At 65.0% G+C, this 24,156-nt stretch carries 15 protein-coding genes and 5 pseudogenes; 8 read left to right on the top strand and 12 right to left on the bottom strand.

Annotated elements, in window-relative coordinates; translation table 11 throughout:
- Positions 1-8 precede the first annotated feature (8 nt).
- The 6 genes and pseudogenes from rsmA to lptF form a co-directional block, all read right to left on the bottom strand.
- A pseudogene (gene rsmA / locus ACTGJ9_RS27415) lies at positions 9-862 on the bottom strand (16S rRNA (adenine(1518)-N(6)/adenine(1519)-N(6))-dimethyltransferase RsmA).
- Positions 862-1,872 (bottom strand): 4-hydroxythreonine-4-phosphate dehydrogenase PdxA, encoded by a 1,011-nt coding sequence (pdxA, locus tag ACTGJ9_RS27410; RefSeq protein ID WP_456673620.1) that lies wholly within the window; start codon positions 1,870-1,872, stop codon positions 862-864. Before pdxA ends, rsmA begins: the two are co-directional and overlap by 1 nt.
- Complete coding sequence (locus ACTGJ9_RS27405; RefSeq protein WP_456678646.1) at positions 1,872-2,816, bottom strand: SurA N-terminal domain-containing protein; 945 nt, start codon at positions 2,814-2,816, stop codon at positions 1,872-1,874. Before ACTGJ9_RS27405 ends, pdxA begins: the two co-directional genes overlap by 1 nt.
- An 83-nt stretch (positions 2,817-2,899) precedes the next feature.
- A complete protein-coding gene (locus ACTGJ9_RS27400; protein ID WP_456673619.1) occupies positions 2,900-5,386 on the bottom strand; it encodes an LPS-assembly protein LptD in 2,487 nt (828 codons plus the stop codon).
- Positions 5,386-6,482, bottom strand: a pseudogene (gene lptG / locus ACTGJ9_RS27395) (LPS export ABC transporter permease LptG). Before lptG ends, ACTGJ9_RS27400 begins: the two are co-directional and overlap by 1 nt.
- A complete protein-coding gene (lptF, locus tag ACTGJ9_RS27390; RefSeq protein ID WP_456673618.1) occupies positions 6,479-7,648 on the bottom strand; it encodes an LPS export ABC transporter permease LptF in 1,170 nt (389 codons plus the stop codon). Before lptF ends, lptG begins: the two are co-directional and overlap by 4 nt.
- 342 nt (positions 7,649-7,990) lie before the next feature.
- Between lptF and ACTGJ9_RS27385 the strand changes: the two genes are divergently transcribed.
- The 3 genes from ACTGJ9_RS27385 to ACTGJ9_RS27375 all read left to right on the top strand — a co-directional run bounded on the left by ACTGJ9_RS27385 (position 7,991) and on the right by ACTGJ9_RS27375 (position 10,603).
- Positions 7,991-9,490 carry a leucyl aminopeptidase gene (locus ACTGJ9_RS27385; protein WP_456673617.1) on the top strand — a complete coding sequence of 500 codons (1,500 nt, stop codon included), beginning with the start codon at positions 7,991-7,993 and terminating at the stop codon, positions 9,488-9,490.
- Entirely contained in the window at positions 9,487-9,939 is a 453-nt protein-coding gene (locus ACTGJ9_RS27380) for a DNA polymerase III subunit chi (RefSeq protein ID WP_456673616.1), read from the top strand. The genes ACTGJ9_RS27385 and ACTGJ9_RS27380 overlap by 4 nt, the downstream gene beginning before the upstream one ends.
- Positions 9,940-10,105: 166 nt before the next feature.
- Positions 10,106-10,603, top strand: a complete 498-nt coding sequence (locus tag ACTGJ9_RS27375; RefSeq protein WP_456678645.1) for a hypothetical protein — start codon at positions 10,106-10,108, stop codon at positions 10,601-10,603.
- 73 nt (positions 10,604-10,676) lie between these two features.
- Here ACTGJ9_RS27375 and ACTGJ9_RS27370 read toward each other — a convergent pair whose 3' ends face one another.
- Positions 10,677-11,243, bottom strand: coding sequence for a class I SAM-dependent methyltransferase (locus ACTGJ9_RS27370; protein WP_456678644.1), 567 nt, complete (start codon positions 11,241-11,243; stop codon positions 10,677-10,679).
- Positions 11,141-11,464, bottom strand: a complete 324-nt coding sequence (locus ACTGJ9_RS27365; protein ID WP_456678778.1) for a hypothetical protein — start codon at positions 11,462-11,464, stop codon at positions 11,141-11,143. The genes ACTGJ9_RS27370 and ACTGJ9_RS27365 overlap by 103 nt, the downstream gene beginning before the upstream one ends.
- Before the next feature lie 365 nt (positions 11,465-11,829).
- Here ACTGJ9_RS27365 and ACTGJ9_RS27360 point away from each other — a divergent pair.
- The 3 genes and pseudogenes from ACTGJ9_RS27360 (at position 11,830) to ACTGJ9_RS27350 (ending at position 18,431) form a co-directional block, all read left to right on the top strand.
- Positions 11,830-14,676 (top strand): annotated as a pseudogene (locus tag ACTGJ9_RS27360) (beta strand repeat-containing protein).
- Between the two features lie 183 nt (positions 14,677-14,859).
- Positions 14,860-16,990 (top strand): annotated as a pseudogene (locus ACTGJ9_RS27355) (type I secretion system permease/ATPase).
- The gene (locus ACTGJ9_RS27350) at positions 16,977-18,431 is read left to right on the top strand and encodes an HlyD family type I secretion periplasmic adaptor subunit (RefSeq protein WP_456673615.1); all 1,455 of its coding nucleotides are present in this window, start codon (positions 16,977-16,979) and stop codon (positions 18,429-18,431) included. The pseudogene ACTGJ9_RS27355 and the gene ACTGJ9_RS27350 overlap by 14 nt, the downstream one beginning before the upstream one ends.
- Here ACTGJ9_RS27350 and ACTGJ9_RS27345 read toward each other — a convergent pair.
- The 3 genes and pseudogenes from ACTGJ9_RS27345 to ACTGJ9_RS27335 form a co-directional block, all read right to left on the bottom strand.
- Positions 18,428-20,288: pseudogene (locus ACTGJ9_RS27345) on the bottom strand (ABC-F family ATP-binding cassette domain-containing protein). The gene ACTGJ9_RS27350 and the pseudogene ACTGJ9_RS27345 sit on opposite strands and share 4 nt — an antisense overlap.
- 61 nt (positions 20,289-20,349) lie before the next feature.
- On the bottom strand, positions 20,350-20,523 hold the full coding sequence (locus ACTGJ9_RS27340) for a hypothetical protein (protein WP_456673614.1): 174 nt from the start codon (positions 20,521-20,523) through the stop codon (positions 20,350-20,352).
- 239 nt (positions 20,524-20,762) lie between these two features.
- Positions 20,763-21,023, bottom strand: coding sequence for a sulfur globule protein precursor (locus ACTGJ9_RS27335; RefSeq protein WP_148752965.1), 261 nt, complete (start codon positions 21,021-21,023; stop codon positions 20,763-20,765).
- A gap of 301 nt (positions 21,024-21,324) precedes the next feature.
- Here ACTGJ9_RS27335 and ndk point away from each other — a divergent pair, with 301 nt between their 5' ends.
- Together ndk and ACTGJ9_RS27325 are read left to right on the top strand one after the other, a co-directional pair.
- Positions 21,325-21,747, top strand: a complete 423-nt coding sequence (gene ndk, locus ACTGJ9_RS27330; protein WP_018456271.1) for a nucleoside-diphosphate kinase — start codon at positions 21,325-21,327, stop codon at positions 21,745-21,747.
- Positions 21,748-21,791: 44 nt separating this feature from the next.
- Entirely contained in the window at positions 21,792-22,640 is an 849-nt protein-coding gene (locus ACTGJ9_RS27325; protein ID WP_456673613.1) for a TerC family protein, read from the top strand.
- A 3-nt stretch (positions 22,641-22,643) separates the two neighbouring features.
- Here the strand turns inward: ACTGJ9_RS27325 and ppx are convergent, their stop codons facing one another.
- Positions 22,644-24,146, bottom strand: a complete 1,503-nt coding sequence (gene ppx / locus ACTGJ9_RS27320; RefSeq protein ID WP_456673612.1) for an exopolyphosphatase — start codon at positions 24,144-24,146, stop codon at positions 22,644-22,646.
- Positions 24,147-24,156 lie beyond the last annotated feature (10 nt).

The following is a 24,156-nucleotide window of genomic DNA, read 5'->3' as shown; positions in this document are numbered from 1 at the left end:
TTCCATTCTTACGTTTCGGCTCGTATATCGGCCAATTCACGTGCCATGGCAACAAAGCCGGAGATGGGAATGGTCTCGGCACGCCGCGTCGCATCGACGCCGGCCGCCAGCGCAAGCCGCGCAGGATCCGTTGAAGCGATTTCAGGCTCTGGCGCAGCATTTTCCGGCGCTGGCCGAAGGCCGCGGCCGCGACCTGTTCGAGCATCTTGCGATCGCACGGCAGAGGCTCCGCGCGCGGCACCAGGCGCACGATCGAGGAGGTGACCTTTGGCGGCGGCACGAAGGCGGATGGTGATATGTCGAACAGGATTTTCGTCTCGCAGCGCCAGTTGGCCAGCACGCCGAGCCGGCCATAGGCCTCCTCGTCCTCGCGCGCCACGATGCGCTCGCCGACCTCACGCTGAAACATCAGCACCATCATGTCGTACCAGGGCGGCCAGGGCTCGGTGGTGAGCCAGTTGATCAGGAGCTGGGTCGCGATGTTGTAGGGCAGATTGGCGACGATCTTCGCGGCCTCTCCGCCAAGCAGCGGACGCAGATCGAAGGTCATGGCATCACCATGCACGATCTCGAGCCGTCCGGGATAGCGCGCGGAAATATCATTCAGCGCCGGGATCGCGCGCTCGTCATGCTCGATCGCGATGACGCGTTTGGCCCCGAGGGCGAGCAACGCGCGTGTCAGTCCGCCCGGGCCCGGGCCGATCTCGACGATGGTGCTGTCTTCCAGTGGCGCTGCCGCCCGCGCGATGCGCGCGGTGAGATTGAGATCGAGCAGAAAGTTCTGGCCGAGCGATTTGCGGGCCGACAGAGCGTGCTGGCGAATGACCTCGCGAAGCGGAGGGAGGTCGTCGATCGCGCTCATCAGCTGTTTGCAGCCGCCATGCGGCTGGCAAGCTTGAGCGCCGCGATCAGGCTCGCCGGATTGGCCTTGCCGGTGCCGGCGATGTCGAAGGCGGTGCCGTGATCGGGCGAGGTGCGGATGAAGGGCAGCCCGAGCGTGACGTTGACGGCGTCGTCGAACGCCACCGTCTTGATCGGGATCAGCGCCTGGTCGTGATACATGCAGACCGCGCAGTCATAGCTGTCTCGCGCGGCCTCGTGGAACATGGTGTCGGCGGGGAGCGGTCCCCGGGCGTCGATACCGTCATTGCGCAGCGCCTTGAGCGCCGGCGCGATCACGGTCTGCTCCTCATGGCCGAGCGAGCCGTCCTCGCCGGCATGCGGATTGAGGCCGGAGATCGCGATCCGCGGCCGCGCAATGCCGAAGCGGGATGTGAGCTCGGTTGCGACGATGCGCACGGTCGAGACGATGAGTTCGCTCGTGAGCTGGGTGAGGGCCTCCCGCAAGGAAACATGGATCGTCACCGGCACCACGGCGAGCCGCGGCGACCACAGCATCATCACCGGCTGCGGCACGCCGGTATCGGTCGCTGCGAGCTCGGCGAGGAATTCGGTGTGGCCGGGATGACGGAAGCCCGAGCGGTAGAGCACGCTCTTGGCGATCGGGTTGGTGACGACGGCGCTGGCGCGGTCGGCACGGATATCGCTGACGGCCTGGCGAATCGAGGCAAGGGCGGCCGGTGCACTCGACGTGTCGGGCTTGCCCGGCGCAGCGGTCGCACGCTCGCCGGTCGCAACCACGGGCAGGGCGTCGGCAAAGGCGGACCCGGCTTCGCCTGGGCTCACCGCGGCGATCCTGATCTCGGCGCCCAGTGCTTTGGCGCGCTGCGCGATCAGCGCGTCGTCGCCGAGCAGATAGAAGGCGGGCAGGCCCAGCTCGCGGCGCCTGAGCCAGGCTGCAATGGTGATGTCGGGGCCGATGCCGGCGGGCTCTCCGAGCGTCAGTGCAAGGGGCTTTGCGGGAGCGGCCATCAGCGGTTGCGATATTCGATCATCGCCGCTTTGCGGAGCTCGTCGAGATAGGCCTTCTGGGTCTTCTCGTACTTCTCCGTATACATCTTCTCGCGGATCTCGCGCTTTTTGGGCGTATCGATCGTGGTCGGCTTGCGCGAGCAAAGCACGACCATCTCGATGCCGGACCTGGTCACTTCGGGTGCCGTGAGGTGGCCGATCGGGGTGTCGTCGAGCACCTTGCGCAGCGCCTCCGGCAGGTCGGCGGTGGTCTTGGTGACGCTGTCGCGGATGGTGGCGTTCGGCGTCGAACGGAACAGCGAATTGGCTTCATCGCAGCTTCCGATACGCGAGCGATATTGCTCGGCTTCCTTCATCCGCGTCTCCTGGAAAGCCGGGGAGGAGCCGCGCGGCACGATCAGCACGATCGGCTGCATCTTGTATTCGGTCCCCTCGATCTGAAGCTTCTCGTCGCCGCCTTCGCGCACCTTGTCGGCGACATCCTTCTCACCGACCATCAGCTTCTCCTTGAAACGGCCGCGAACGAGGCTGGTCCAGACCATCTCGGACCTCATGCGGTTCTTGAGAGTTTCGGGGCGCACGCCCTTGCTCTCGAGCGACTTGGTGAGCTGATCGGGCGAGATGCGCATGCGCTGCGCCATGCCCTCGTAGGACTGGTTGATGTCGGAGACGCCGGGATCGACGCCGTATTTCTTGCCTTCCTTGAGCTTGATCTTGTCGTCGATGAGGGTGTTGATGACATCCTGCCGGCTCGGGGTCTTCTGCGTCGTCAGCTGGTCGAGCTTAGAGCGCTGCTCGACGTCGAAATCGGTGATGGGATCGCCGTTGACCATGACGACGATGTTCTGCGCGCGCGCAGGTGCGCCGGCGAGAACCAGTAGGGAGGCCAGCACGGCGCCCAGCGCGATGAGGGGGAGGCGGAAGACAGGCAATCGGGTGGTCATCATCGGGTCGTCATGGTTGTCGCTCGCATGTCAGCCGCAATGATTCCGCGATAGGGAACAGGCGGCCGGCATTTTGGACGGGTTCACTGGTAACCGGCGGAACTGCTGGACCCGGTCGAGGTCGCTAGTGTGCGCAGGCCGATCTGGAACATGAACGCGTGACTCAGCACGGGCGGTGTTGTGCCCGCGGAGTAGCTATACGAAGTTACATAGTTCGCCGCCAGCACGAAGCAATCGTCGACATAGCCGGCGCCGAGCACATATTGGTTGATCTTGTTGGCCTCGAGATCCCAGCGCGCCGAACCCGTCACCACCCAATTGGTCGCGACCTTGATCGAGCCGGTCGTCAGGATGCCCTCGCGGCGGGTCAGGTAACCGAGTTCCGGCTGCGCCGCGTAATTGCCGTACATCACGCTGACCGCCCAGCGATTGAAGTTGGCGCGGCCTTCCGCCTCGAAGCGCTGGATGTTCCAGGTCTGCTCGTCCATACGGGAGCGGACGCTGAACGTATAGGTGCTGTTCGGCGAATAAGCGGCGCTCGCCACGTAATCCGAACGCGGCTTGTCGAGGCCGGAATTGATGCCGGTATTGATGGAGTCCTGCACCGCGTAGGAGTTCATGCCGAACAGTTGGTAGGACTGGCCGAACAGCACCTTGACGGCGCCGCCCTTGTCGAACTGCGTGGTCGCCTGCACGCCGACATTGGCGCGGCCGCCGCCTTCGACCCGGTCGTAGCCGGAGAACTTGTCGACGCTGAACAGGTTCGAGGTGTCGAACACCATGCTCTGGGCATCCTCGTTCGGAAGCTTGCCGGCATAGGTCTCATTCGGGCGGATGATGATCTGCGCGATCGGCTCGATGGTGGTCGAGCCCCAGGGCTGAACGTTGATGAAGGGATAGCGATATTCGAGGCCGACGGTCGGCATCAGGCGGAACGCCTGGGTGTCGCCGACGGGCAGGTAGTTCGACACGCCCGGCTGGTTGGAGACGTCTGAATTGATCGCGTCGGCGCGCAGGATCGCGAACGGCGTCCAGATCTCGCCGAACGGATCGGTGAAGGACTTGCGCCACTGCGCCTCCGCCGTCAGGCGGGTGTAGGTGCCGGGGAAGCCGCGCAGCAGGCACTGCGACGGCGTGCGCGCGAGCGGATCGGCCGAGGTGGTCGTGCACAGGCCGTTGGTGTTGGCCGCCGTCGTGATCGGATCGAACACCGCGTCGTTACGCGTCAGATTGACGAAGTTGGTCTTGTAGGAGACCTCGCCGCCGAAGATCGGATAGTTGATCACGTTCGAGTAGTCGATCACGGGATAGACGACCGGGACCTGCTGCTGGTTACCCGAGAAGCTCGTCCAGTACATCGTCCGCGCGTCGAAGAAGCTGCGGTTGCCGACGCCGGTCAGATAGAGCTGCGACAGCGCATCCGTCGGCAGGTTCAGGAACGAGCCGAGCGGATCGCGGTAGGCCGACAGGCGATAGTCCGACATGAAATAATAATCGGAGAGCAGGACGCCGTCCCAGCCCCAGACCCATTTGTCGTTGAGCGCGAACTGGCCCTTGGTCTCGATGCCGCCGCGGAACTGACGGTCGCCCGGCTGGCCGGCGAAATTGCCGGGGTTGAGCTGGTCGATGCCGTAGACGCGGACCTGGTAGGCGCCGTCCATCAGGCGCTGGCGGAACTCGGCCTGGAACAGCACGCCCTGCTTGGAGGTGATGCGCGGGCTGAAGGTCGCGTCCATGTCGGGTGCAATCGCCCAGTAGAACGGGACTTCGACGCCGTAGCCGAACGCCGTGTAGGAGGTGAAGCCCGGCATCAGGAAACCGGTCTTGCGCTTCACGGTCGGGTCGGGCGTCGAGAAATAGGGCATATAGGCGAGCGGCACGCCGAAAAATTCGAGCTGCGCCGTCTCGAAATACAGCATCTTCTCCTGCTGGTCGTGGATGATGCGGGCACCCTTGACCTGCCAGAGCGGGGGCTTCTTCGGATCGTCCTTACACGGTGCGCAGGCCGTGTAGACGCCGTTCTCGAACACCGTGTAGTTGCCGCTAGAGCGGTCGGCGCGGGTCGCGGCCATGCGGGTCTGGTCGGCGGTGTCCACGCGCAGCGAATCGACGAAGCCGTCCCGGTAATCGTCGGAAAGGTCCAGGATCTCGGCGTAGGTGATCTTGCCGTCGGCATCCGTCATGCGGATGTTGCCTTCGGCGTGAAGCCGCTTGGTCTTCTGGTCGTAGATGACCCGGTCGGCCTCTACGCTGGTGCCGTTGTAGAACAGCTGGACGTTGCCGACCGCGGAGACGCGCGAATTGTTGTAGTCGTAATCGACCTCGGTCGCCTGCACGAGCATCTGCCCGTCATTGGCGGCCTTGGGCGGGGTCGGACGCGGCGGCCGCGGATTGTAGGTGTAGCTCTGGGCGGCAGACGGCGTCACCGCGGCAAGATCGATCATGCCGGCGAGCGACACGGTCGCGATCAGGGCGAGCAGAAGCCTGCGGACAGACAAGCCGTATCCCTTCGCGCGCACGGGGGTGCGCGACGCAAAACCAGATACGTGTCCTCGGCGGACGGCCGTCACTATCCGTCCTCCTGATACAGCAAGGCCAAAAAGCCGGTGAGGCCGCCCACCACCACGGGCAACCACGCCGCAGCGATCGGATGCATCAACTCAGCCTTGCTCAAGTCTTCAGTCACTTTCGACAGGACGTAGAGCAGAAAGCCTGCGCCCACGCCACTCAAAACCATCTTCTGTACGCCGCCCATCCGGAAGAAGCGCAGCGACACGGAAGCCGCGAGCATCACCATGGCGGCGAGCAAAAACGGCTGTGCCAGCAGCTTGTGATACTGGAGTCGATATCCGGCTGTCGCGAACCCCGAGCTCTCCGATGAGCGGATGTAGCTCGGTAGTTGCCAAAAGGACACAGTCTCGGGTGTGGAAAAGCTGTTGCGGACCTGTGCTTCGGTCAACGTCGTCGGAATCTCGAGGCTGGCCTGGTCGACCGGCGGGGCATCGAGCGAGAAGCGGCGCACGCCCTTGAACAGCCAATGGCCGGCATCGAGCGTCGCCTCGCGCGCCTCCACTCGCTCCTTGAAGTGCTGCTCTGTGTCAAACCGGAACAGCGTGAGCCCTGTCAGCCGGACGCCCTGCTGCTCGCTGCGCGCCGCGTTGATGATGGTCTGGCCGTCGCTGGTCACCTGATTGAGCCAGAAGCCCGAGGCGTCCTGGATGCCGCCGCCGGGTGCCGAGCCGAACAGCTCCGCTTCCATGCGCTTGGAGAGCTCGCGCAGATCGCCGACATCGGATTGTAGGCGACGGTGGCGATCACGCCGATCAGGAGCGCGCTGCCGAGCGCGGGCGAGATGAACTGCCAGGCCGAGATGCCGGCGGCGCGCGCCACCACGAGTTCGAGCCGGCGGGAGAGCGCGAGATAGCAGGTCATGGCGCCGATCAGCATGCAGAACGGCGTCAGCTTCTCCAGCAGCTGCGGCACCCGGAACAGCGAGGTCTCGGCCACCATGATCGCGGACGCCGACGCCAGCCCTGAGGTCTTGCGCACCATCTCGATATAGTCGACCAGCACCAGCAGCAGGAAAATGCTCGCGAACACGCCGAGTGCGGCGACCACGAAGCGGCCGGCGAAATAGCGCCCGAGCGTGTTGGTGAGCATGCTCATGCGGCGGCCGGCCGCCTGAACAACCGCGCGATACGCGCGTTTGATCTGTTGATGGCCTCCATCAGGCCGGCAGGCGGCTCGACCACGACACCGCCGACGATCATCCACATGCCGGCGCCGATCGCAGCGATCAGCATCGCATATTGCACGGCGGCGGCGAACGGCGACTTCACCGCCATCACCGAGCAGGCAAATCCGGCCATGCGCAGCCCGAACACCGCGAGCACCGAGCCGCCGATCGAGAAATTGCGGCTTTGGCGCGTGGTGCGCGGCGCGCCGAGGAAGGCGAAGGTCAGCGCCGCAAACGCGAACGGATAGAGCGGCGCCATCAGGCGGTCATGCAGCTCGGACCAGAACTGACCGGGAACCGCCTGGTAGACGGGATCGTCCTGGGACGGTGAGAACAGCTCCCAGAGATAGCGTTCACGAATGCCGAGGGTGACGTCGTGGCCCTGGTTGGAGAACTTCGACATGTCGAAGCCGTAGCGGCCGAAGGCCACCAGCGCCGGATCGCGCTTGCCGGCCTCGAAGCGCTGGAGATTGCCGTCCTTGAGCACCAGGAATGAACCGTTGTCGTTCTTCACGACTTCGCCGTGCTCGGCGACGATTGAGACGCGCTCATTGGGATCGCGGCGGTCGTCGATGAAGATGCCGGCGAGAATGCCGCCGGGCTGCCGCTCGCGGATCCGGATCGTGAGATTCTTGTCGAGCTGGGCAAAGCGGCCGGGCTGCAGGATGTTGGTGAGCACGTCGGCGGTGATCTCGGCATCCCATTGCTTGATCCGCCGCATGCCGTCAGGCGCCAGATAGGCCGAGATGAAGGCGACCAGCAGCGCCACCACGCAGGTCGCGTAGAAGAACGGATAGAACAGCCGGAACGGCGAGAAGCCGGCGGCATTCATCACGATGATTTCGGAATCGGTCGCGAGCTTGTTCAGCGTGTGCGAGATCGCGATCATCAGCGCGATCGGCGAGATGATCAGGATCAGCGCCGGGATCACGAGGCTGGTGATGCCGAGGAAGGTCAGGATGGTCTGACCCTGGCTCGTCATCAGGTCGATGCCGCGCAACGCCTGCGTAATCCAGATCACGCCGGTGAGGCTGACCAGGACGAGCGCAAACGACGCCAGCGTCGTGCGGAAAATATACCTGTCGATTGACCCCATGCGCTACCGCACGAATCCCACCAAAGCCCCAACGCGCGCGCCGGAATTCCGTCTGTCCAACCAATCCCCTGACTGGGGATCCCCAAGGTCGGCCAGGCAGCTCTTCCGGAGGCTCACTTTCTCACTACCATCCCTTTGATCCGTCAACAAAATGGCTGACCCATGGCGCCCTCAATATATGGTTAATATTTCCATCGCTGTGGCGTGGCCGCCACGGGCGGTGCTTGGCATCGACCGTGGCTCTGGCCCATAGTGGCGGTAGATGAGTGAATCGCCGTTCAGATCCGGCTCTCGGCCGGCCCCCTTGATGGCAAGATACCCCATGTTTTCGAGGAGTTACCCATGTCCGATGCCATCAAGGTCGGCTTCGTCCCGTTGGCCAGTGCCGCCCGTGGCATCCTGATCGTGTTCTGTGACGACGCTCTGAAGGTTGGTCCGGCAACGGCCAAGGCGCTCGGCGCGACACTCGAACTCGTGAAGCGGGCGGCCGCCGCTGCCTCATTCAAGGGTAAAACCGGCGCCGCCGTGGACATCCTGGCGCCCGAGGGTCTGAAGGCCGAGCGCCTGATCGTGATCGGGACCGGTAAGGCATCAGGCCTCAAGGGCAACGACTTCCTGAAATTCGGCGGCATGGCCGCCAGCAAGCTCAAGACGGGAACCGCTGCCATGACCATCATGGCGGAACTCGCGACGGGCGCCATGAGCAGCGAGCAGGCGGTTGCGATCGCCTCCGGCCTGCGGCTGCGCGCCTACAAGTTCGATCGCTACAAGACCAAAAAGAAGGACGGCGAGGAAGGCGAACTCCGCGCCGACGTCTCGCTGGCTGTCGGCGATGTGGCCGCGGCGAAGAAGGCCTTTGCCTCGGCCAGCGCGGTCGTCGACGGCGTCATCATCGCACGCGATCTCGTCAACGAGCCGCCGAACGTGCTCTTCCCCGAGGAGTTCGCGCGCCGCGCAGGGCTGCTGCGCAAGCTCGGCGTCAAGATCGAGGTGCTCGACGTCAAGGCGATGCAGAAGCTCGGCATGGGCGCGCTGCTCGGCGTCGGTCAGGGCTCGGCGCGGCCGAGCCGTACCGTGATCATGCGCTGGGACGGGGCCAAAAAGGGCGAGGCGCCCGTCGCCTTCGTCGGCAAGGGCGTCTGCTTCGACACCGGCGGCATTTCGATCAAGCCGGCTGGCAGCATGGAGGACATGAAGGGCGACATGGGCGGTGCGGCCTGCGTCGTCGGCCTGATGCATGCGCTCGCGGCGCGCAAAGCCAAGCTCAATGTGGTCGGCGCCATCGGCCTCGTCGAGAACATGCCCGACGGCAATGCGCAGCGGCCGGGCGACATCGTCACCTCGATGTCGGGCCAGACCATCGAGATCATCAACACCGACGCGGAGGGCCGCCTCGTGCTGGCCGACGTGCTCTGGTACGTGGCCAAGAAGACCAAGCCGAAGTTCATGGTGGATCTGGCAACGCTCACCGGCGCGATCGTGGTCGCGCTCGGCACTGATCATGCCGGCATGTTCTCGAACAATGACGAGCTCGCCGAGCGCCTGCTCGCGGCCGGCATCGAGAGCGGCGAGAAGGTCTGGCGCCTGCCGCTCGGCCCCGAATACGACAAGCTGATCGATTCCCAGTTCGCCGACATGAAGAACACCGGCGGCCGACACGGCGGCTCGATCACCGCGGCGCAGTTCCTGCAGCGCTTTGTCGACGGCACGCCTTGGGCTCATCTCGACATCGCCGGCACCGCGATGGGCGCGCCGAAGACCGACATCAACCAGAGCTGGGGTTCGGGCTACGGTGTCCGGCTGCTCGATCGGCTGGTGGCAGATCATTACGAGCACAAATGACGGAAGTGCTGTTTTACCATCTGCAAAACATGACGGTTGAGAACGTCTTGCCGCCGCTTCTCGAGAAATCGATCGAGCGCGGCTGGCGCGTCGTGGTGCAGTCGACCTCGCCGGAGCGCGCCGATGCGCTCGACGCGCATTTATGGACCTATCGCGACGATTCCTTCCTGCCGCACGCGACATGGCGCGTGAACGATGTGGCCGAGCAGCCGATCGTGCTGGTGATCGAGGAGGGCAATCCCAACGGCGCCAATGTCCGCTTCCTGGTCGACAGCGCCGCCTTGCCGCAGGACGCGGAGGCCTATGAGCGCATGGTGTTGCTGTTCAATGGCGACGATCCGGATGCGCTCGCGGCGGCCCGCAGCACCTGGACGGATTGCAAGACGCGCGGATTTGAGGTCACCTATTGGCAGGCGGACGAACGGGGCCGATGGCAGCGGCGGAATTAGCGGCCGTTCGCAATTAATGATAATTTGGAGTTTCCCGGGCAGACTGGTTTCGGCCACCTTCGTGCCGCAAAGTGATGTTGGGACAATCGCTTAGGGGTGCTCCTTGACGTGGGGAATTTGGTTCATCGTGCGACATCAAAAGCTTCCAAAGTCGCTCATAGTTGCGTTGGCTGCTGTCGCGCCGCTGCTCGCGGGCTGCTCGGGCGGGACCGATCTGCTGGCCTCTGCAAAAGACGCCGAATGGTTCAACAAGCCGAGCCGCCTGTTCATCAAGAATATCTCGATCGAAGCGCCGCCGCTGACGCCCAACAAGCCGGTTGGCGCTGAGGATCTCGTCAGCGCCGACGGTGCTTGCCCCGGCATGGCGCCGCCTGGACCTGCCGACGCCAATGCCTCGACCACGGCGCCCGCCCCGATGGGCGGCACGGTCGCGCTCGGCCACACCGAATGCGACGTGGTGCGCGGCATCGGCGCGCCCTCGACCGTCAATCTCTCCAGTGATGCCGCCGGCCGTCGCGTGGCGGTGGTGACCTGGACCACGGGGCCGCGCGCGGGCATTTACACGTTTACGTCCGGACGCCTGTCCGCGATCGAGGGTACGCCGGAGCCGCCGGTCGCTCCGAAGCCGCTGAAGCCGAAGGCGAAGAAGAAGGCGGCGACGTAACGCGTCCTCGGCCTTCGCGCCGTTGCCGGTTGCGGCTCTCAACGCGACCAGCTGCGGATGCTCGCCCCGACCATCAAGCGGCCTTTCGTCCTTTGATCGCAGTCGCGCTCGCATGAACGGTGATTTCACCGGTGGCGCTCGCCGGCAGTCGCGCCTGTAATCGGCGCTTCAGCTCCGCGCTCTCGGCGTCCGAAAGCTTTCCCAGCACGCCGCTCGGGCTGCTGACGACCATGGACAGCCAGTAGTCGTCGAAGTCGGCGAATGTCCGTTCGACGACCAGCTCGCGGGTTTCGATGTCGCGGAGACCGAGCTCAGCCCAAAGCGCCTTCAGCGCTTCGAAGCGAGATATGTCCGCACTCGGCGGGCGCGCAGCCGGTTTGCCCACGGCGTCCATCTCTTCCCACAAAGGCTCGGTGGGCGTGCCGCCCCGCAAGATGTCCCGGGTGTAGGATGCGACCATGCCGCCGGACTTGGTGACCCGGACCATTTCCGAGGCGCCTTTGCGCGGCTCGGGGACGAAGAACAGCACCAGCGCCATCACTGCGGCGTCGAAACGGTCGGCGTCGTAGGGAAGCGCCATCGCATCGCCAATCGAAAGCTCGACCTGCTTTGCCGATATCTTCTGGCGTGCAGTCGCAATCTGCGCGTCGGACGGATCGATCGCGCAAACGGATGAGGGGCGGACTTCGCAAGCAGCAGCTCGGTGAACGCGCCATTGCCGGCACCGACATCCACCCAGGCCAGTCCCGGGCGTGGCGCCAGCCAGTCGAGGAACAGCGTCCCGGCCGATCGGCTCCAGGGCGCCATGAAGCGCTCGTAAGCCGCGCCGTCGGTGAACTTGATCGGTTCGGGTAACGACATGTGGGACCTTCCTCAAATCTTCCTTGTGTGGATATCCATGGAGCCGGAAATGCGGATCGCTCTCGACGCTGGTACGGGATCGTCTGCGATAGGCGGACGCCAATTCCGCCGCCGAGCTTAATACCAAACGCGTCGAGACCACACGGGCAATTTCGTTGGGCCCGGCATGCTGGTCCAAAGCTGCCCCGCCGCCGCGCCGCGCAATGTGCGAGCCGTCACTTCCGCTGATCGCCGAAACGGCCTGCCGCAAATCTGGAGGAAATCTCCAGAATAATCACGCGCGTCTCAAGCAACGCTTCAAGATTGTTGTGTTGGCGGCTGCTAGGCATCGAGAGGAGGGGCTAGATCGATTGAAGGATATTGGAATGTCTTTTACCTCTGTTTTTTCCCCGGTTACGGGACAGCTGACGATTTTCGGCGACAGCGCCAATAACGGCCTCGTGATCGGCCGTGACCAGTCCGGCCGCATTCTCATCAACAACGGGCACGTGAAAACGATCGGTGGCGATCCCACAATTGCCAACACCAACGGGATCGACATCTTCGGGCAAGGCGGCGACGACACGATCACCGTCGACGAAGGCCACGGTCCGATGCCCGCGGTGAACATCTTCGGCGGTGACGGCAATGACAAAATCACGGGAGGATCGGGTAACGATTTGCTGTTCGGTCAGGCCGGTGACGATGTGATCAAGGGCGGCGGCGGCAACGATCTGCTGTTCGGCGGTGCGGGCAACGACACGCTGGACGGCGGCAGCGGCAACAACCAGCTGTTCGGGGAAGCCGGCAACGACCTTATGATCTGGAATCCCGGCGGCGGCAGCAACGTTGTCGAGGGCGGCGACGGCAACGACACCGCGCAAATCAACGGAAGCAATGCTTCCGAGACATTCACGATCACGGCGAACGGCAGCCGCGTACGGTTCGACGGGACGGGCGCTGCGTCATTTTCGCTCGACATCGGCACGACGGAGAATCTCGTGCTGCACGCCGGCGGCGGCGATGATGTCATCACCGCAGGGAACGGGCTCGGCAGCCTGATTTCGTTGACGCTCGACGGCGGCGCCGGTAACGACACAATCACCGGCGGCGACGGCAACGATCTCCTGATCGGCGGCTCCGGCAACGATATCGTCAACGGCGGGCGCGGCAACGACGTCGCCCAGCTCGGGAGCGGCGACGACACCTTCATCTGGAATCCCGGCGACGGCAGCGACACCGTGGAAGGCGGATCGGGCAACGACAAGCTCCTGTTCAACGGGGCCAATATCAACGAAAACATCAATATCACGGCCGATGGCGGCAGGTGCGCTTCACCCGCGATGTCGCCAACATCACGATGGACCTCAACAGCATCGAGCAGATCGAATTCGATGCGCGCGGTGGCGCCGACAACGTCACCGTCGGCGATCTCACCGGCACCGGCGTCAAGCAGATCCTGGTCGATCTCGGTGCCTTTCCCGGCGGTACGCAGGGCGACGGCGCGGCCGATACGGTGACCGTCAACGGGACCAACGGCAATCAGCAGATCCAGGTTACTGCAGTCGGCACCACGGTCACGGTGACGGGCCTGCCGGAAGTCGTGACAATCGCAAATGCGGAGGCCGCCAGCGATCGGCTGGTCATCCAGGCGCTCGGCGGCAACGACGTTATCGATGCATCCACGCTCGCTGCGGTGATCGGTCTGACCATCGACGGCGGCGCGGGCAACGACACCATCACCGGCAGCCAGGGTGCCGACACCCTGATCGGCGGTGACGGCAACGACAAGGTCACCGGCGGCCGCGGTAACGACGTGGCCCTGCTCGGTGCAGGCGACGACACCTTCACGTGGAATCCCGGCGATGGCAGCGACAGCGTCGAAGGCGGCACCGGAACGGATACGCTGGTGTTCAACGGCTCCAATGCGGCCGAGAACATGTCGATCTCGGCAAACGGAAGCCGCGCGCTTGACCCGCGACGTCGGCGCCATCACCATGGATCTCAACGGAATCGAGCGTGTGCAGATCGCCGCCGCCGGCGGCGCCGACAACATCAATGTCGGCGACCTCACCGGTACCGGTATCACTCAGGTTGCGATCGACCTCAGCGGCGGTCCCGGCAGCCAGAGCGGCGACGGCGCGGCAAACCGCGTCACGGTAAATGGCAGCGCCGGCGACGACAACATCAAGGTCGTCACCTCCGGCGGATCGCTCATCGTCAACGGCTTGGCGGCGCAGGTCACGATCGCGCACGCCGATGCGGGCGACGTACTCGCCGTCAACGGCGGCGCCGGCAACGATGTGATCGATGCATCCGCGGTCAAGGCCGGCCAGCTCGTCAGTCTCAACATCAACGGCGGCGACGGTAACGATGCCATCACCGGTAGCGCCGGGAACGATATCGTGAATGGCGGCCGCGGCAACGACGTCGCCAATCTCGGCGCCGGCGACGACACCTTCGTCTGGAACCCCGGCGACGGCAGCGACACCTTCGAAGGCGGCAAGGGCACCGATACGCTGCTGTTCAACGGCGCCAACATCAACGAGAATATCAACATCTCGGCCAACGGCGGAAGCGTGCTGTTTTCCCGCGACGTTGCCGCCATCGCGATGGACCTCAATGGCGTCGAGCACATCGACTTCAACGCGCTCGGCGGCGCCGACAACGTCACCGTCAATGATCTCTCCGGCACCGGGGTGAACCAGGTCAATCTCGACCTCGGCGCCAACGATGGCGCCGCAGATACCGTCACCATCAACGGAACCGCTGGCAGTGACGTCATCACCGTGACCGAGCACGACGGCATCATCACGGTGTCCGGGCTAGGCCAGGACATCAACATCACCGATGCCGGCGCGGGCGACAGGGTCGTCATCAATGGCCTCGACGGGGACGACGTCATCACGGCCTCCGGCCTGCACGGTGGCATCCAGCTCGTCGCCAATGGCGGCAACGGCGACGACGTGCTGATCGGCGGCTCCGGAAACGACACGTTGACGGGCGGCGCGGGTGACGATGTGCTCATCGGCGGCCTGGGCCAAGACACCCTCGATGGCGGCAGCGGCAACAACGTCCTCATCCAGGACGGGGCGGCGATGGCAGCCGCGATGCTGCTCAACCAGACCATGGCGGCGAGCTTCGTTCCCGCAGGCGACGGCCATGGCGCGATGCCGCTGGCCGATCCGCACACGGCGCAGGCCCAGACGCTCGCTCCGCCGCAGCACGCCTGAGCTTGATGAAAGCTGCTGTTGGGAGGACGGAGGTGCGCTCCCTCTCCCGCCTGCGGGGAGGGCTGGGGTGGGGGTGTCTCCGCAATCGAGAACCCCCACGAGGAGAAAGCCCTCACCCGCCGCTACGCGGCGACCTCTTCCGCAAGCGGGAGAGCTTGAACAGGCTCGGCCCGGAGAACGCCCATGACGACGCACGCGGTCTCGACCGATACGGGGCTCCACGCGCTGCTGACCGTGCTTCACCTGCAAGGCGTGGCGGCCGACCGTGACCAGCTCAGCCATCGGCTGGGCACGGCAGTTTGGCGCAGCGGACATCATCCGCTGCGCCAGGTCTCTCGGACTGAAGGCACGAACCTATCGAACGCAATGGAGCCGGCTGTCCAGCAGTCCGCTGCCGGCGATTGCGATGCTGCGTGATGGCAGTTTCATGGTCATCGCAAAAGCCTCCGCCGACAAGGTGCTGGTGCAGTCGCCGCTGGCGCAGCGGCCGGTGTTCATGGAGCGCGACGAGCTGTGCGCGATCTGGGACGGCGGATTGATCCTGATGGCCCGGCGCGCCGGGCTATCCGACCTAGGACGTCCGTTCGATATCACCTGGTTCGTCGGCGCGATCGGCAAATACCGGCGCTTGTTCGGTGAGGTGCTGGCGGCCTCGTTCTTCCTCCAGCTATTTGCGCTGGTCTCGCCGCTGTTCTTCCAGGTCGTGATCGACAAGGTGCTGGTGCACCGCTCGCTGTCCACGCTCGACGTGCTCGTGATCGGCCTCGTCGTCGTCTCGCTATTCGACACCGTGCTCGGCATCCTGCGCAATTATCTGTTCTCGCACACGACCAACCGTATCGACGTCGAGCTGGGGGCACGCCTGTTCCATCATCTGCTGGCGCTGCCGATGGCCTGGTTTCAGGCCCGACGCGTCGGCGATTCCGTGGCGCGGGTCCGCGAGCTCGAGAACATCCGTAATTTCATCACCAGCTCGTCGCTGACGCTTGTCATCGACCTGGTCTTCACCTCGGTGTTTTTGGCGGTGATGTTCGCCTATTCGCCGCTGATGAGCTGCATCGTGCTTGGGTCGTTCCCGTTCTACATTGCGATCTCGGCGGTGGCGACGCCGCTGTTCCGCCGTAGGCTGGAGGAGAAATTCCGCCGCGGCGCCGAGAACCAGGCTTTTCTGGTCGAGAGCGTCAGCGGCATCGAGACGCTGAAGGCGATGGCGGTCGAGCCGCAGATGCAGCGCCGGTGGGAAGAGCAACTCGCCGGCTATGTCTCGGCGAGTTTTGGCGTCACCAGCCTCGGCAACATCGCGAGCCAGCTCGTGCAATTCGTCAGCAAGATCGTGACCGCCGCGATCCTCTATGTCGGCGCGCGGCTCGTGATCGGCGATGCCCTGACCGTCGGCGAGCTCGTGGCGTTCAACATCTTTGCGGGCCGTGTCTCGGCACCCGTCCTGCGGCTGGCGCAGGTCTGGCAGGATTTTCATCAGGCGCGGCTCTCAATCGCCCGGCTCGGCGACATCCTCAACAGCGCTGCGGAGCCGGCTTATTCGGCGGGCCGCGCCGGGCTGCCGCCGCTCCGGGGCAATATCCGCTTCGAGCACGTCGCGTTTCGCTACCGGCTCGACGGGCCGGAAATCCTGCACGACGTCTCGTTCGATATTCCGGCCGGCCAAACCGTCGGCATTGTCGGATCGTCGGGCTCGGGCAAGAGCACCTTCGCAAAACTGGTGCAGCGGCTCTACGTGCCGCAGGGCGGCCGCGTGCTGATCGACGGCATGGATCTTTTGATGACCGACCCGGCCTGGCTGCGGCGGCAGATCGGCGTCGTGCTTCAGGAGAACATGCTGTTCAACCGTTCGGTGCGCGACAACATTGCGCTCGCCGATCCGGCGCTGCCGATGGATCGTATCATGGAGGCGGCGAAGCTTGCCGGTGCGCATGATTTCATTCTGGAACTGCCTGAGGGCTACGACACCGTCGTCGGCGAGCGCGGCTCGACGCTCTCGGGCGGGCAGCGGCAGCGCATCGCGATCGCCCGCGCACTCGTGACCAATCCGCGCATCCTGATCTTCGACGAAGCCACCAGCGCGCTCGATTATGAAAGCGAGCGGATCGTCCATGACAACATGAAGGACATCGCGAAGGGCCGCACCGTCCTGATCATCGCGCATCGTCTCTCCGCCGTCCGCGGCGCCGACCGCATCTTCACGCTGGAGCGCGGCCGTCTGGTCGAAGACGGCACGCATGACGCCTTGATCAGGAACGGCGGCCGCTATGCCACCTTGCACCGGCTTCAGGGAGGGATTTATGAGGTCGGCTAGCACCGCGCCGGCCCGCAAGCCGGAGCAGAGCGTCGTTCCCTTCCGCAACACGAAGAGCCGGCGCGCCGAGGAAATCGCCTTTCTCCCGGCAGCGCTGGAGATCACCGAAAACCCGCCGTCGCCGATCGGCCGCGCCATCGCGTTTGCGCTGATGGCCCTCGTCTGCACGGCGCTGGCATGGTCCGCGTGGGGCACGGTCGACATCGTGGCGTCCGCGACCGGCAAGGTGGTGTCGAGCGGTCGCAGCAAGGTGGTGCAGCCGTTCGAGACCGGCGTGGTGCGCGCCATCCATGTGCAGGACGGGCAGGCGGTCAAGTCGGGCGACGTGTTGATCGAGCTCGATCCGACCGTGAATGCCGCGGAGCGCGACCACCTGCACGACGACCTCGTGGCCGAACGGCTCAATAGCGCGCGCCTTCGCGCGGTGCTGAGTGCCGGCGAAGACGGCTACGCCGATCTCGTTGCTCCCGCGGACGCCGATCCATCGCTGGTCGCGACGCAGCAGCAGCTTCTCACTAACCAGATCAGCGAGCACCGCGCCAAGCTCGCGGCCCTTGAACGCCAGGAGGCGCAGAAGGACGCCGAGCATCAAACCATCGCGGCCACGATCCACAAGCTGGGTGCATTGCTCCCCGTGACCGAGCAGCGCGTCGATATCCGGAAGACACTGATGGAGAAGGAGATCGGCTCCAAACTGACATATTACGAGACGCTTCAGCTCCAGATCGAGCAGCAGGAGGAACTCGGTGTTCAACGCAGCCATCTGAATGAAGCCGAGGCAGCCGTCGCCGCAATCCGCGAAACCCGCATCCAGGCGGTGGCCGAGTATCGCAAAAGCCTGTCCGACGATCTCGCCAAGAGCGAGCAGAAAGCCAATGGCCTCGCGCGCGATCTGATCAAGGCGCAGCAGCGGACAAGGCTTCAGCTGCTGACGTCACCGGTCGACGGCGTCGTGCAGCAGCTTGCAGTCCACACTGTCGGCGGCGTGGTCACCCCGGCGCAATCGCTGCTCGTGATCGTGCCGTCAGACACTCGGCTCGAGATCGAGGCGATGATCTCCAACCGCGACGTCGGCTTTGTCGAGGCCGGGCAGGGTGCCGCGATCAAGATCGACACCTTCAACTTTACCCGCTACGGCCTTTTGGAAGGCCGGGTGCTGAGCGTTTCGCAGGATGCCATCATTCGCGACCGTCCGCCGGAGCGTAACGGCGACCGCGCGCCGGGCGCGCAGCACGACAGCAGCGAGCCCAGCGGGCAGGAGCTCAGCTACAGCGCCCGCATCTCGCTCGGTCGCGCGCAAATGGAGGTCGATGATCGACTCGTGAACCTGTCGCCGGGAATGGCCGTGACCCTGGAGATCAGGACCGGCTCGCGCACCATTCTGAGCTATCTGCTGTCGCCGCTGCAGCGCTACCGGCACGAGATCATGCGGGAGCGTTAAGTCGAAGCCTCGTCGAACTGCGCGCTCGCCTCGAGCCACTGTTCTTCGGCGCGCGCCAGCGCGTCGGCGGCGTTGGCACGGGCCTTCGACAGCTGCGCAGCCTGCTTGGGATCGCGTGTAAATGTCGGGCAGGGCGAGCGCGGTGTCGATCTTGGCGATAATGTCGCTGACGCGCGCAATCTCGCTTTCGGCTTCCGCAATGCGCTTCTTCAGTGGGCCGCGATTGTCCGACTTCGGGCGCTGCGGCTTCTCGCTTGCCGTGCTGCGCTCGCGCGGGGCGGGCTCGCTGTTGCGCGACGACAGCACCAGGCGGCGGTACTCGTCGAGGTCGCCGTCGTAGTTGGTCACGGTGCGGTCGGCGACGATCCAGAGCTGGTCGGCGCAGGCCTCGATCAAATAGCGGTCGTGCGAGACCATGATGATCGCGCCGGGAAACTCGTTGATCGCTTCGGCAAGGGCAGCGCGGCTGTCGATGTCGAGATGGTTGGTCGGCTCGTCGAGGATGATCATGTTGGGGCCGAAGAAGGTGGCAAGGCCTAGCAGGAGCCGCGCCTTCTCGCCGCCCGAGAGTTTGCCGGCCTTGGTGTCGGCCGCCTTGCCGGAGAAGCCGATCGCGCCGGCGCGGGCCCGCACCTTGGCTTCGGGCGCATCGCCCATCAGCTTGCGGACGTGGTCGTAGGCGGAGGCGTCCTCGTTCAGCTCGTCGAGCTGATGCTGGGCGAAATAGGCGATCGACAGCTTGTCGGCGCGCGTCACCTTGCCGGAGAAGGGCGCCAGACGCGCGGCGAGCAGCTTGACCAGCGTCGACTTGCCGTTGCCGTTAGCGCCTAACAGGGCGATGCGGTCGTCATTGTCGATGCGCAGCGTCACGCGGCTCAGCACCGGCGCCGCCGGATCGTAGCCGACGGACGCATTGTCGACGGCGATGATCGGCGGCGACAGGATTTTGTCCGGCGCCGGGAAGGTGATCTCGCGCACGTCCTCCGTCACCAGCGCCGTGACCGGCTTCAGCCGCTCCAGCATTTTGACGCGCGACTGCGCCTGGCGCGCCTTGGACGCCTTGGCCTTGAAGCGGTCGACGAAGGCCTGCAGGCGGGCGCGCTCCGCCTCCTGCCGCTTGACCGCCTTGGCGTCGAGCAGCTCGCGCGCGGCGCGCTGCTCCTCGAAGGACGAGTAGGTGCCCTTGTAGAGCGTGAGCTTGCCGCGCTCCAGATGCAGGATCTGGTCGACCGAGCTCTCCAGCAGGTCGCGGTCATGGCTGATCACGATCACCGTGCGCGGATAATGCGCCAGGTGATCCTCGAGCCACAGCGTGCCCTCGAGGTCGAGATAGTTGGTGGGCTCGTCGAGCAGCAGGAGGTCGGGGGCCGCAAACAGCGTCGCCGCCAGCGCGACGCGCATGCGCCAGCCGCCGGAAAATTCGGCGCACGGCCGCAACTGGTCGGCGGCGGAGAAGCCGAGGCCCGAGAGGATGGCAGCTGCACGTGCAGGCGCCGAATGCGCGTCGATATCGACGAGCCGGGTCTGGATCTCGGCGATCCGGTGCGGATCGGTGGCGCTTTCGGCTTCGTGAAGCAACGCATCGCGCTCCAGGTCGGCCTTGAGCACGACCGAGATCAGGCTTTCGGGGCCGTTCGGCGCTTCCTGCGCCAGGCTGCCCACTCGCCAGCGGGGCGGCAGCGTCACCAAGCCGTGCTCGGCCGCAAGCTCGCCGCGGATCACCTTGAACAGCGTCGATTTGCCGGTGCCGTTGCGTCCGACCATGCCGACCCGCGAGCCGGGCGTGATCTGCACGGAACTGTCATCGATCAAAAGGCGTCCGGCGAGGCGGACCGAGAGGTCGGTGATGGAGAGCATGCGGCCTTGTCACCGCAGGCGGGATCAAACGCAACCCGATTTTTCGCAAGCCAATAGTTCGTCAGTGCGGGTCGCGCTCGCGCTTCCTCAACTCGTCCATCAGATGCTCCAGATGGGTCGGGAGCCGGGGTTCGGGGCGAATGCTCTGCTGCAGCCGTTCGCCCACGGCATCGCAAATCGATCGGCTGGTGCGCCGGTCGATCTGTTCGCTGTCATTGGCAGAAAGGCCAGCCATCGCACGATTCCGTGTTTGCAAAGTAACGACACGGTACCAAGTCATTGCCCCCAAAATGGTTTCGCCGGGTGTCGGGCAGGCGTGGCATTCTAGTAAAAATTGTATGAACCCTCGTCGTATCTGCCCAAACAAAAGGCCCCGGCGGGGGACGCCGGGGCCTCTCTTGGAAGGTACCGCAGGGGGGAACAGTACCTTGGGAAGGTCTTCCAGGAATGTGCTTCAGGAAGGTGCTTGCGGGCTCAGTAGCAGCGGTTGATCAGCCGCCAGCGGGGTCCCCAGGGGGTCGGGACCAGCCGGCGCACATAGCAGCCGCCGTAGCCGTAGGAGACCGGGGCCGCGTAAAAGCGCGGTCCGCCCCAGCCCCAGCCGCCGTGATGCCAGCCGCCACCACCGTGCCAGCCCCAGCCGCCGCCATGCCAGTGAGCGGAGGCGGAGGTGGGAGCCAGCGCGGCACCCAGCGCGACCGCGGCAACTGCTGCGAGCGAAAGTTTCCTCAACATGGTGATCTCCTCAAAACTGCCGGCGCGGGGCTATCGCGTCGATGGAAAGGCCGCCGAAACGGTCCGCCTCGCGAGGAGGCTTTGGTTTCGATGGACCTGACGCTACATCGGCGAGGCTGAACCAAACCCTGACAGAGCCTTCAGACTGGGTTCATCTGGGTGAAATCGTTGTAATCCATGTTGGAATCCGGTCCGGCAAATCCACCGCACGCTCGTTCCGGCGGTCGCTTGCCGGATCGCGAAGGCGCCGATATAAGCCCCGCAACTCCCAACCACCCTTTTTCTCTTCAAGGACAAGATCATGGCCATCGAACGCACTTTCTCGATCATCAAGCCCGACGCGACGGCGCGTAATCTGACCGGTGCCGTGAACGCCGTGATCGAGAAGGCGGGCTTGCGCATCGTCGCGCAGAAGCGCATCCGCATGACCAAGGAACAGGCCGAGACCTTCTACGCCGTCCACAAGGCCCGTCCGTTCTTCGGCGAACTCGTCGAGTTCATGACCTCGGGCCCGGTTGTCGTCCAGGTGCTGGAAGGCGAGGGCGCGGTCGCCAAGTACCGTGACGTGATGGGCGCGACCGATCCGTCCAAGGCGGCCGACGGCACCATCCGCAAGCTCTACGCAAAGTCGATCGGCGAGAACTCCGCCCACGGCTCGGACGCCCCGGAGACCGCCGCGATCGAGATCGCGCAGTTCTTCTCGGGCAACGAGATCGTCGGCTGAGCTTTCAGCCGACAAGTTAAGTCGACGGGGCGAAAGGACTGATTGTGAACTGGCTCTGGCAGATCTTCGATCCCGCCACGATCGGGGCATTCTTCACCCAGTTCCGCAATGAGATGGCTGAGCCGACCTTCTGGATTGCGGTCGGCAAGATCATCTGGATCAACATCCTTTTGTCCGGCGACAACGCGCTTGTGATTGCGCTTGCCTGCCGCGGCCTGAAGCCGCGGCATCGGCTGTGGGGCATGGTGCTCGGCGCGGGCGCCGCGGTTCTGCTGCGGATCATCTTCACCGGGATCGTCGCGAGCCTGATGGGGTTGCCGTACCTCAAGCTGGTCGGCGGCCTCGCGCTGATCGTGATCGCGGCAAAGCTGCTCGTGCCCGAAAACGAGGACGAGGAGGGCGTCGAGTCGGCCTCGCATCTGTGGCAGGCGGTGCAGATCGTCGTTATCGCCGACATCGTCATGAGCCTCGACAATGTCATCGCGGTTGCCGCGGCCGCCAACGGCAGCGTGCCGCTGCTGGTGCTCGGCCTTGCCATCAGCGTGCCCCTGATCGTCGCCGGTGCGGCGCTGATCATGGCGCTGCTATCGAAGCTGCCGATCCTGGTCTGGGCCGGTGCGGCGCTGCTCGGCTGGATCGCGGGTGAGGTGATCGCAACCGATCCCGGTATCGCGCCGAATCTGCACACGCTGTCCGAAGGTCCGTTCGGCGCTTCGCTGGACAAGATGCTCGGCAGCCTGCACATCCCGCCGCAATTTGCCCATGGCGGCGGTGGCGCCGAATATCTCTGCGCCGCGCTCGGTGTCGTGGTCGTGCTGGTCGTCGGCTCGATCTGGCGCCGGCGGAGCCTCAGTCAAGCCGCGCTCGAGCACGCAAAAGCGTCAGCTGAATAAGCGCTACCGCCGTACGATCGAGCCGGACCGTCCGATCAGGCGGGCGAGCTGCTTGAAGCGGCTGCCGACGCGGTCGGCGACGAGATCGCCGAGCCTGTGCTCGAACACCAGCATCAGATTGCGCCCCTGGCTGCGGAAATGCGTGGCGGGCAGCACGCCAGGACGCGCCGCCGAGATCAGATGCGCAACGCGGAACGCGGCGCCAAGGAGGCGGGCGCGCTCGAGCTGCGCCGGTGTCAGCAGTTCCTGCATCATTAGCGGCGGCTGGTTTTCCTCGCTGAGACCCGCATAGCGATAGAACACCGACAGGCCGACAAAGGCGCGCTCAATGTGCGTGATTGCTCCGAAATTGCCGTTGACGACGAGGCTCAGCGTTTGCTCGCCGCGATGGTCGGGATGCACGCGCCAGCCGATGTCGGAGAGCAGGCAGGCGGCGTGGCGAAGCCGGCGGTCCTCCTCGGTCTCGCGCAGCTTGACAACGCGCGCGAGGCGGTCGGTCCAGGCGATCAGCTCGCGCGCATGCTTGGCCGAGCGTGACAGCAGCTGGTTCAACTCTTCCGCCGCGCAGATCAGCCCGTCCTTGTTGCGCTCGCTCTCCGAGAGCTTCTCGTGCAGCAGACCTTCGCGCACGCCGAAGGTCGAAAACACGATTGTCTTGGGCTTCGCCACCCGGATGATATGCTCGAGCACCAGCGCGGCATAGGTGAGGAGAGGACGCCGCGCGTCTGCGACGACCTCGATGTCGGCGAGCATGTTGGCGGCTGCAAGACGACGCAGACGACGCGAAAAGTCGAGCGCTTCGGCTGCCGAAATCGAATAGCCGTGCATCACCTGGAGCGGGTACCCGCTCTGGATGATGTGGATGCGCGCCAGCGCGCGCCAGGTGCCGCCGACCGCATAGAAGCTGCGGCCGCTGCCGGCCTTGAGTTGCGGGACCTCGTCGATCGCCTCGCGGACGATCCGGTCGGCGCGCTTCAGCGATTTGTGGGCGAGGTCCTGCAGCGCGAGGCCGCCGAGCGGCAGCGTCACGCCGCTGCGCACGCTGTTCCCGCGCACGTCGATCAGTTCGAGCGAGCCGCCGCCGAGATCGCCGACGATGCCGTCGGGGCGGTGAATGCCCGAGATCACGCCGAGCGCCGACAGCTTCGCTTCGCGCGGTCCCGACAGGATCTCGATCTTCACGGCGCAGATGCGCTCGGCTTTGGCGATGAAGTCGGGGCCGTTAGAAGCATCACGGCAAGCCGCGGTCGCGATCGCAAACACGCGGCCGACCTGCATCACGCGGCACAACGCGCGGAAGCGCTTGAGCGAGGTCAGCGCCTTGTCGACGGCATCCGGCGCGAGCAGACCCGTGCTCTGCACCTCACGCCCGAGGCCGCACAGCGTCTTCTCGTTGAAGATCGGAATCAGGCTGCGTGTCAGTCCCTCGTAGACGACGAGACGAACCGAGTTGGAGCCGATGTCGATGACCGCGACGCTAGCGCCACGCTTGCGCGGCCGTTTCACCGCAGAAATC

The sequence above is a fragment of the Bradyrhizobium sp. RDM12 genome, from assembly GCF_051917485.1.
Lineage (GTDB): Bacteria > Pseudomonadota > Alphaproteobacteria > Rhizobiales > Xanthobacteraceae > Bradyrhizobium.
The sequence above is the reverse complement of the archived record's forward strand: the minus strand, read 5'-3'. Positions and strand labels throughout refer to the sequence as shown.

Coding starts and splice junctions, on each gene's coding strand:
- ACTGJ9_RS27350 (WP_456673615.1), top strand. CDS start 16,977: ATGAGGTCGGCTAGCACCGCGCCGGCCCGCAAGCCGGAGCAGAGCGTC.
- ACTGJ9_RS27385 (WP_456673617.1), top strand. CDS start 7,991: ATGTCCGATGCCATCAAGGTCGGCTTCGTCCCGTTGGCCAGTGCCGCC.
- ACTGJ9_RS27405 (WP_456678646.1), bottom strand. CDS start 2,816: ATGACCACCCGATTGCCTGTCTTCCGCCTCCCCCTCATCGCGCTGGGC.
- lptF (WP_456673618.1), bottom strand. CDS start 7,648: ATGGGGTCAATCGACAGGTATATTTTCCGCACGACGCTGGCGTCGTTT.
- ACTGJ9_RS27365 (WP_456678778.1), bottom strand. CDS start 11,464: ATGTCGTTACCCGAACCGATCAAGTTCACCGACGGCGCGGCTTACGAG.
- ACTGJ9_RS27340 (WP_456673614.1), bottom strand. CDS start 20,523: ATGGCTGGCCTTTCTGCCAATGACAGCGAACAGATCGACCGGCGCACC.
- ACTGJ9_RS27380 (WP_456673616.1), top strand. CDS start 9,487: ATGACGGAAGTGCTGTTTTACCATCTGCAAAACATGACGGTTGAGAAC.
- ndk (WP_018456271.1), top strand. CDS start 21,325: ATGGCCATCGAACGCACTTTCTCGATCATCAAGCCCGACGCGACGGCG.
- ACTGJ9_RS27335 (WP_148752965.1), bottom strand. CDS start 21,023: ATGTTGAGGAAACTTTCGCTCGCAGCAGTTGCCGCGGTCGCGCTGGGT.
- pdxA (WP_456673620.1), bottom strand. CDS start 1,872: ATGGCCGCTCCCGCAAAGCCCCTTGCACTGACGCTCGGAGAGCCCGCC.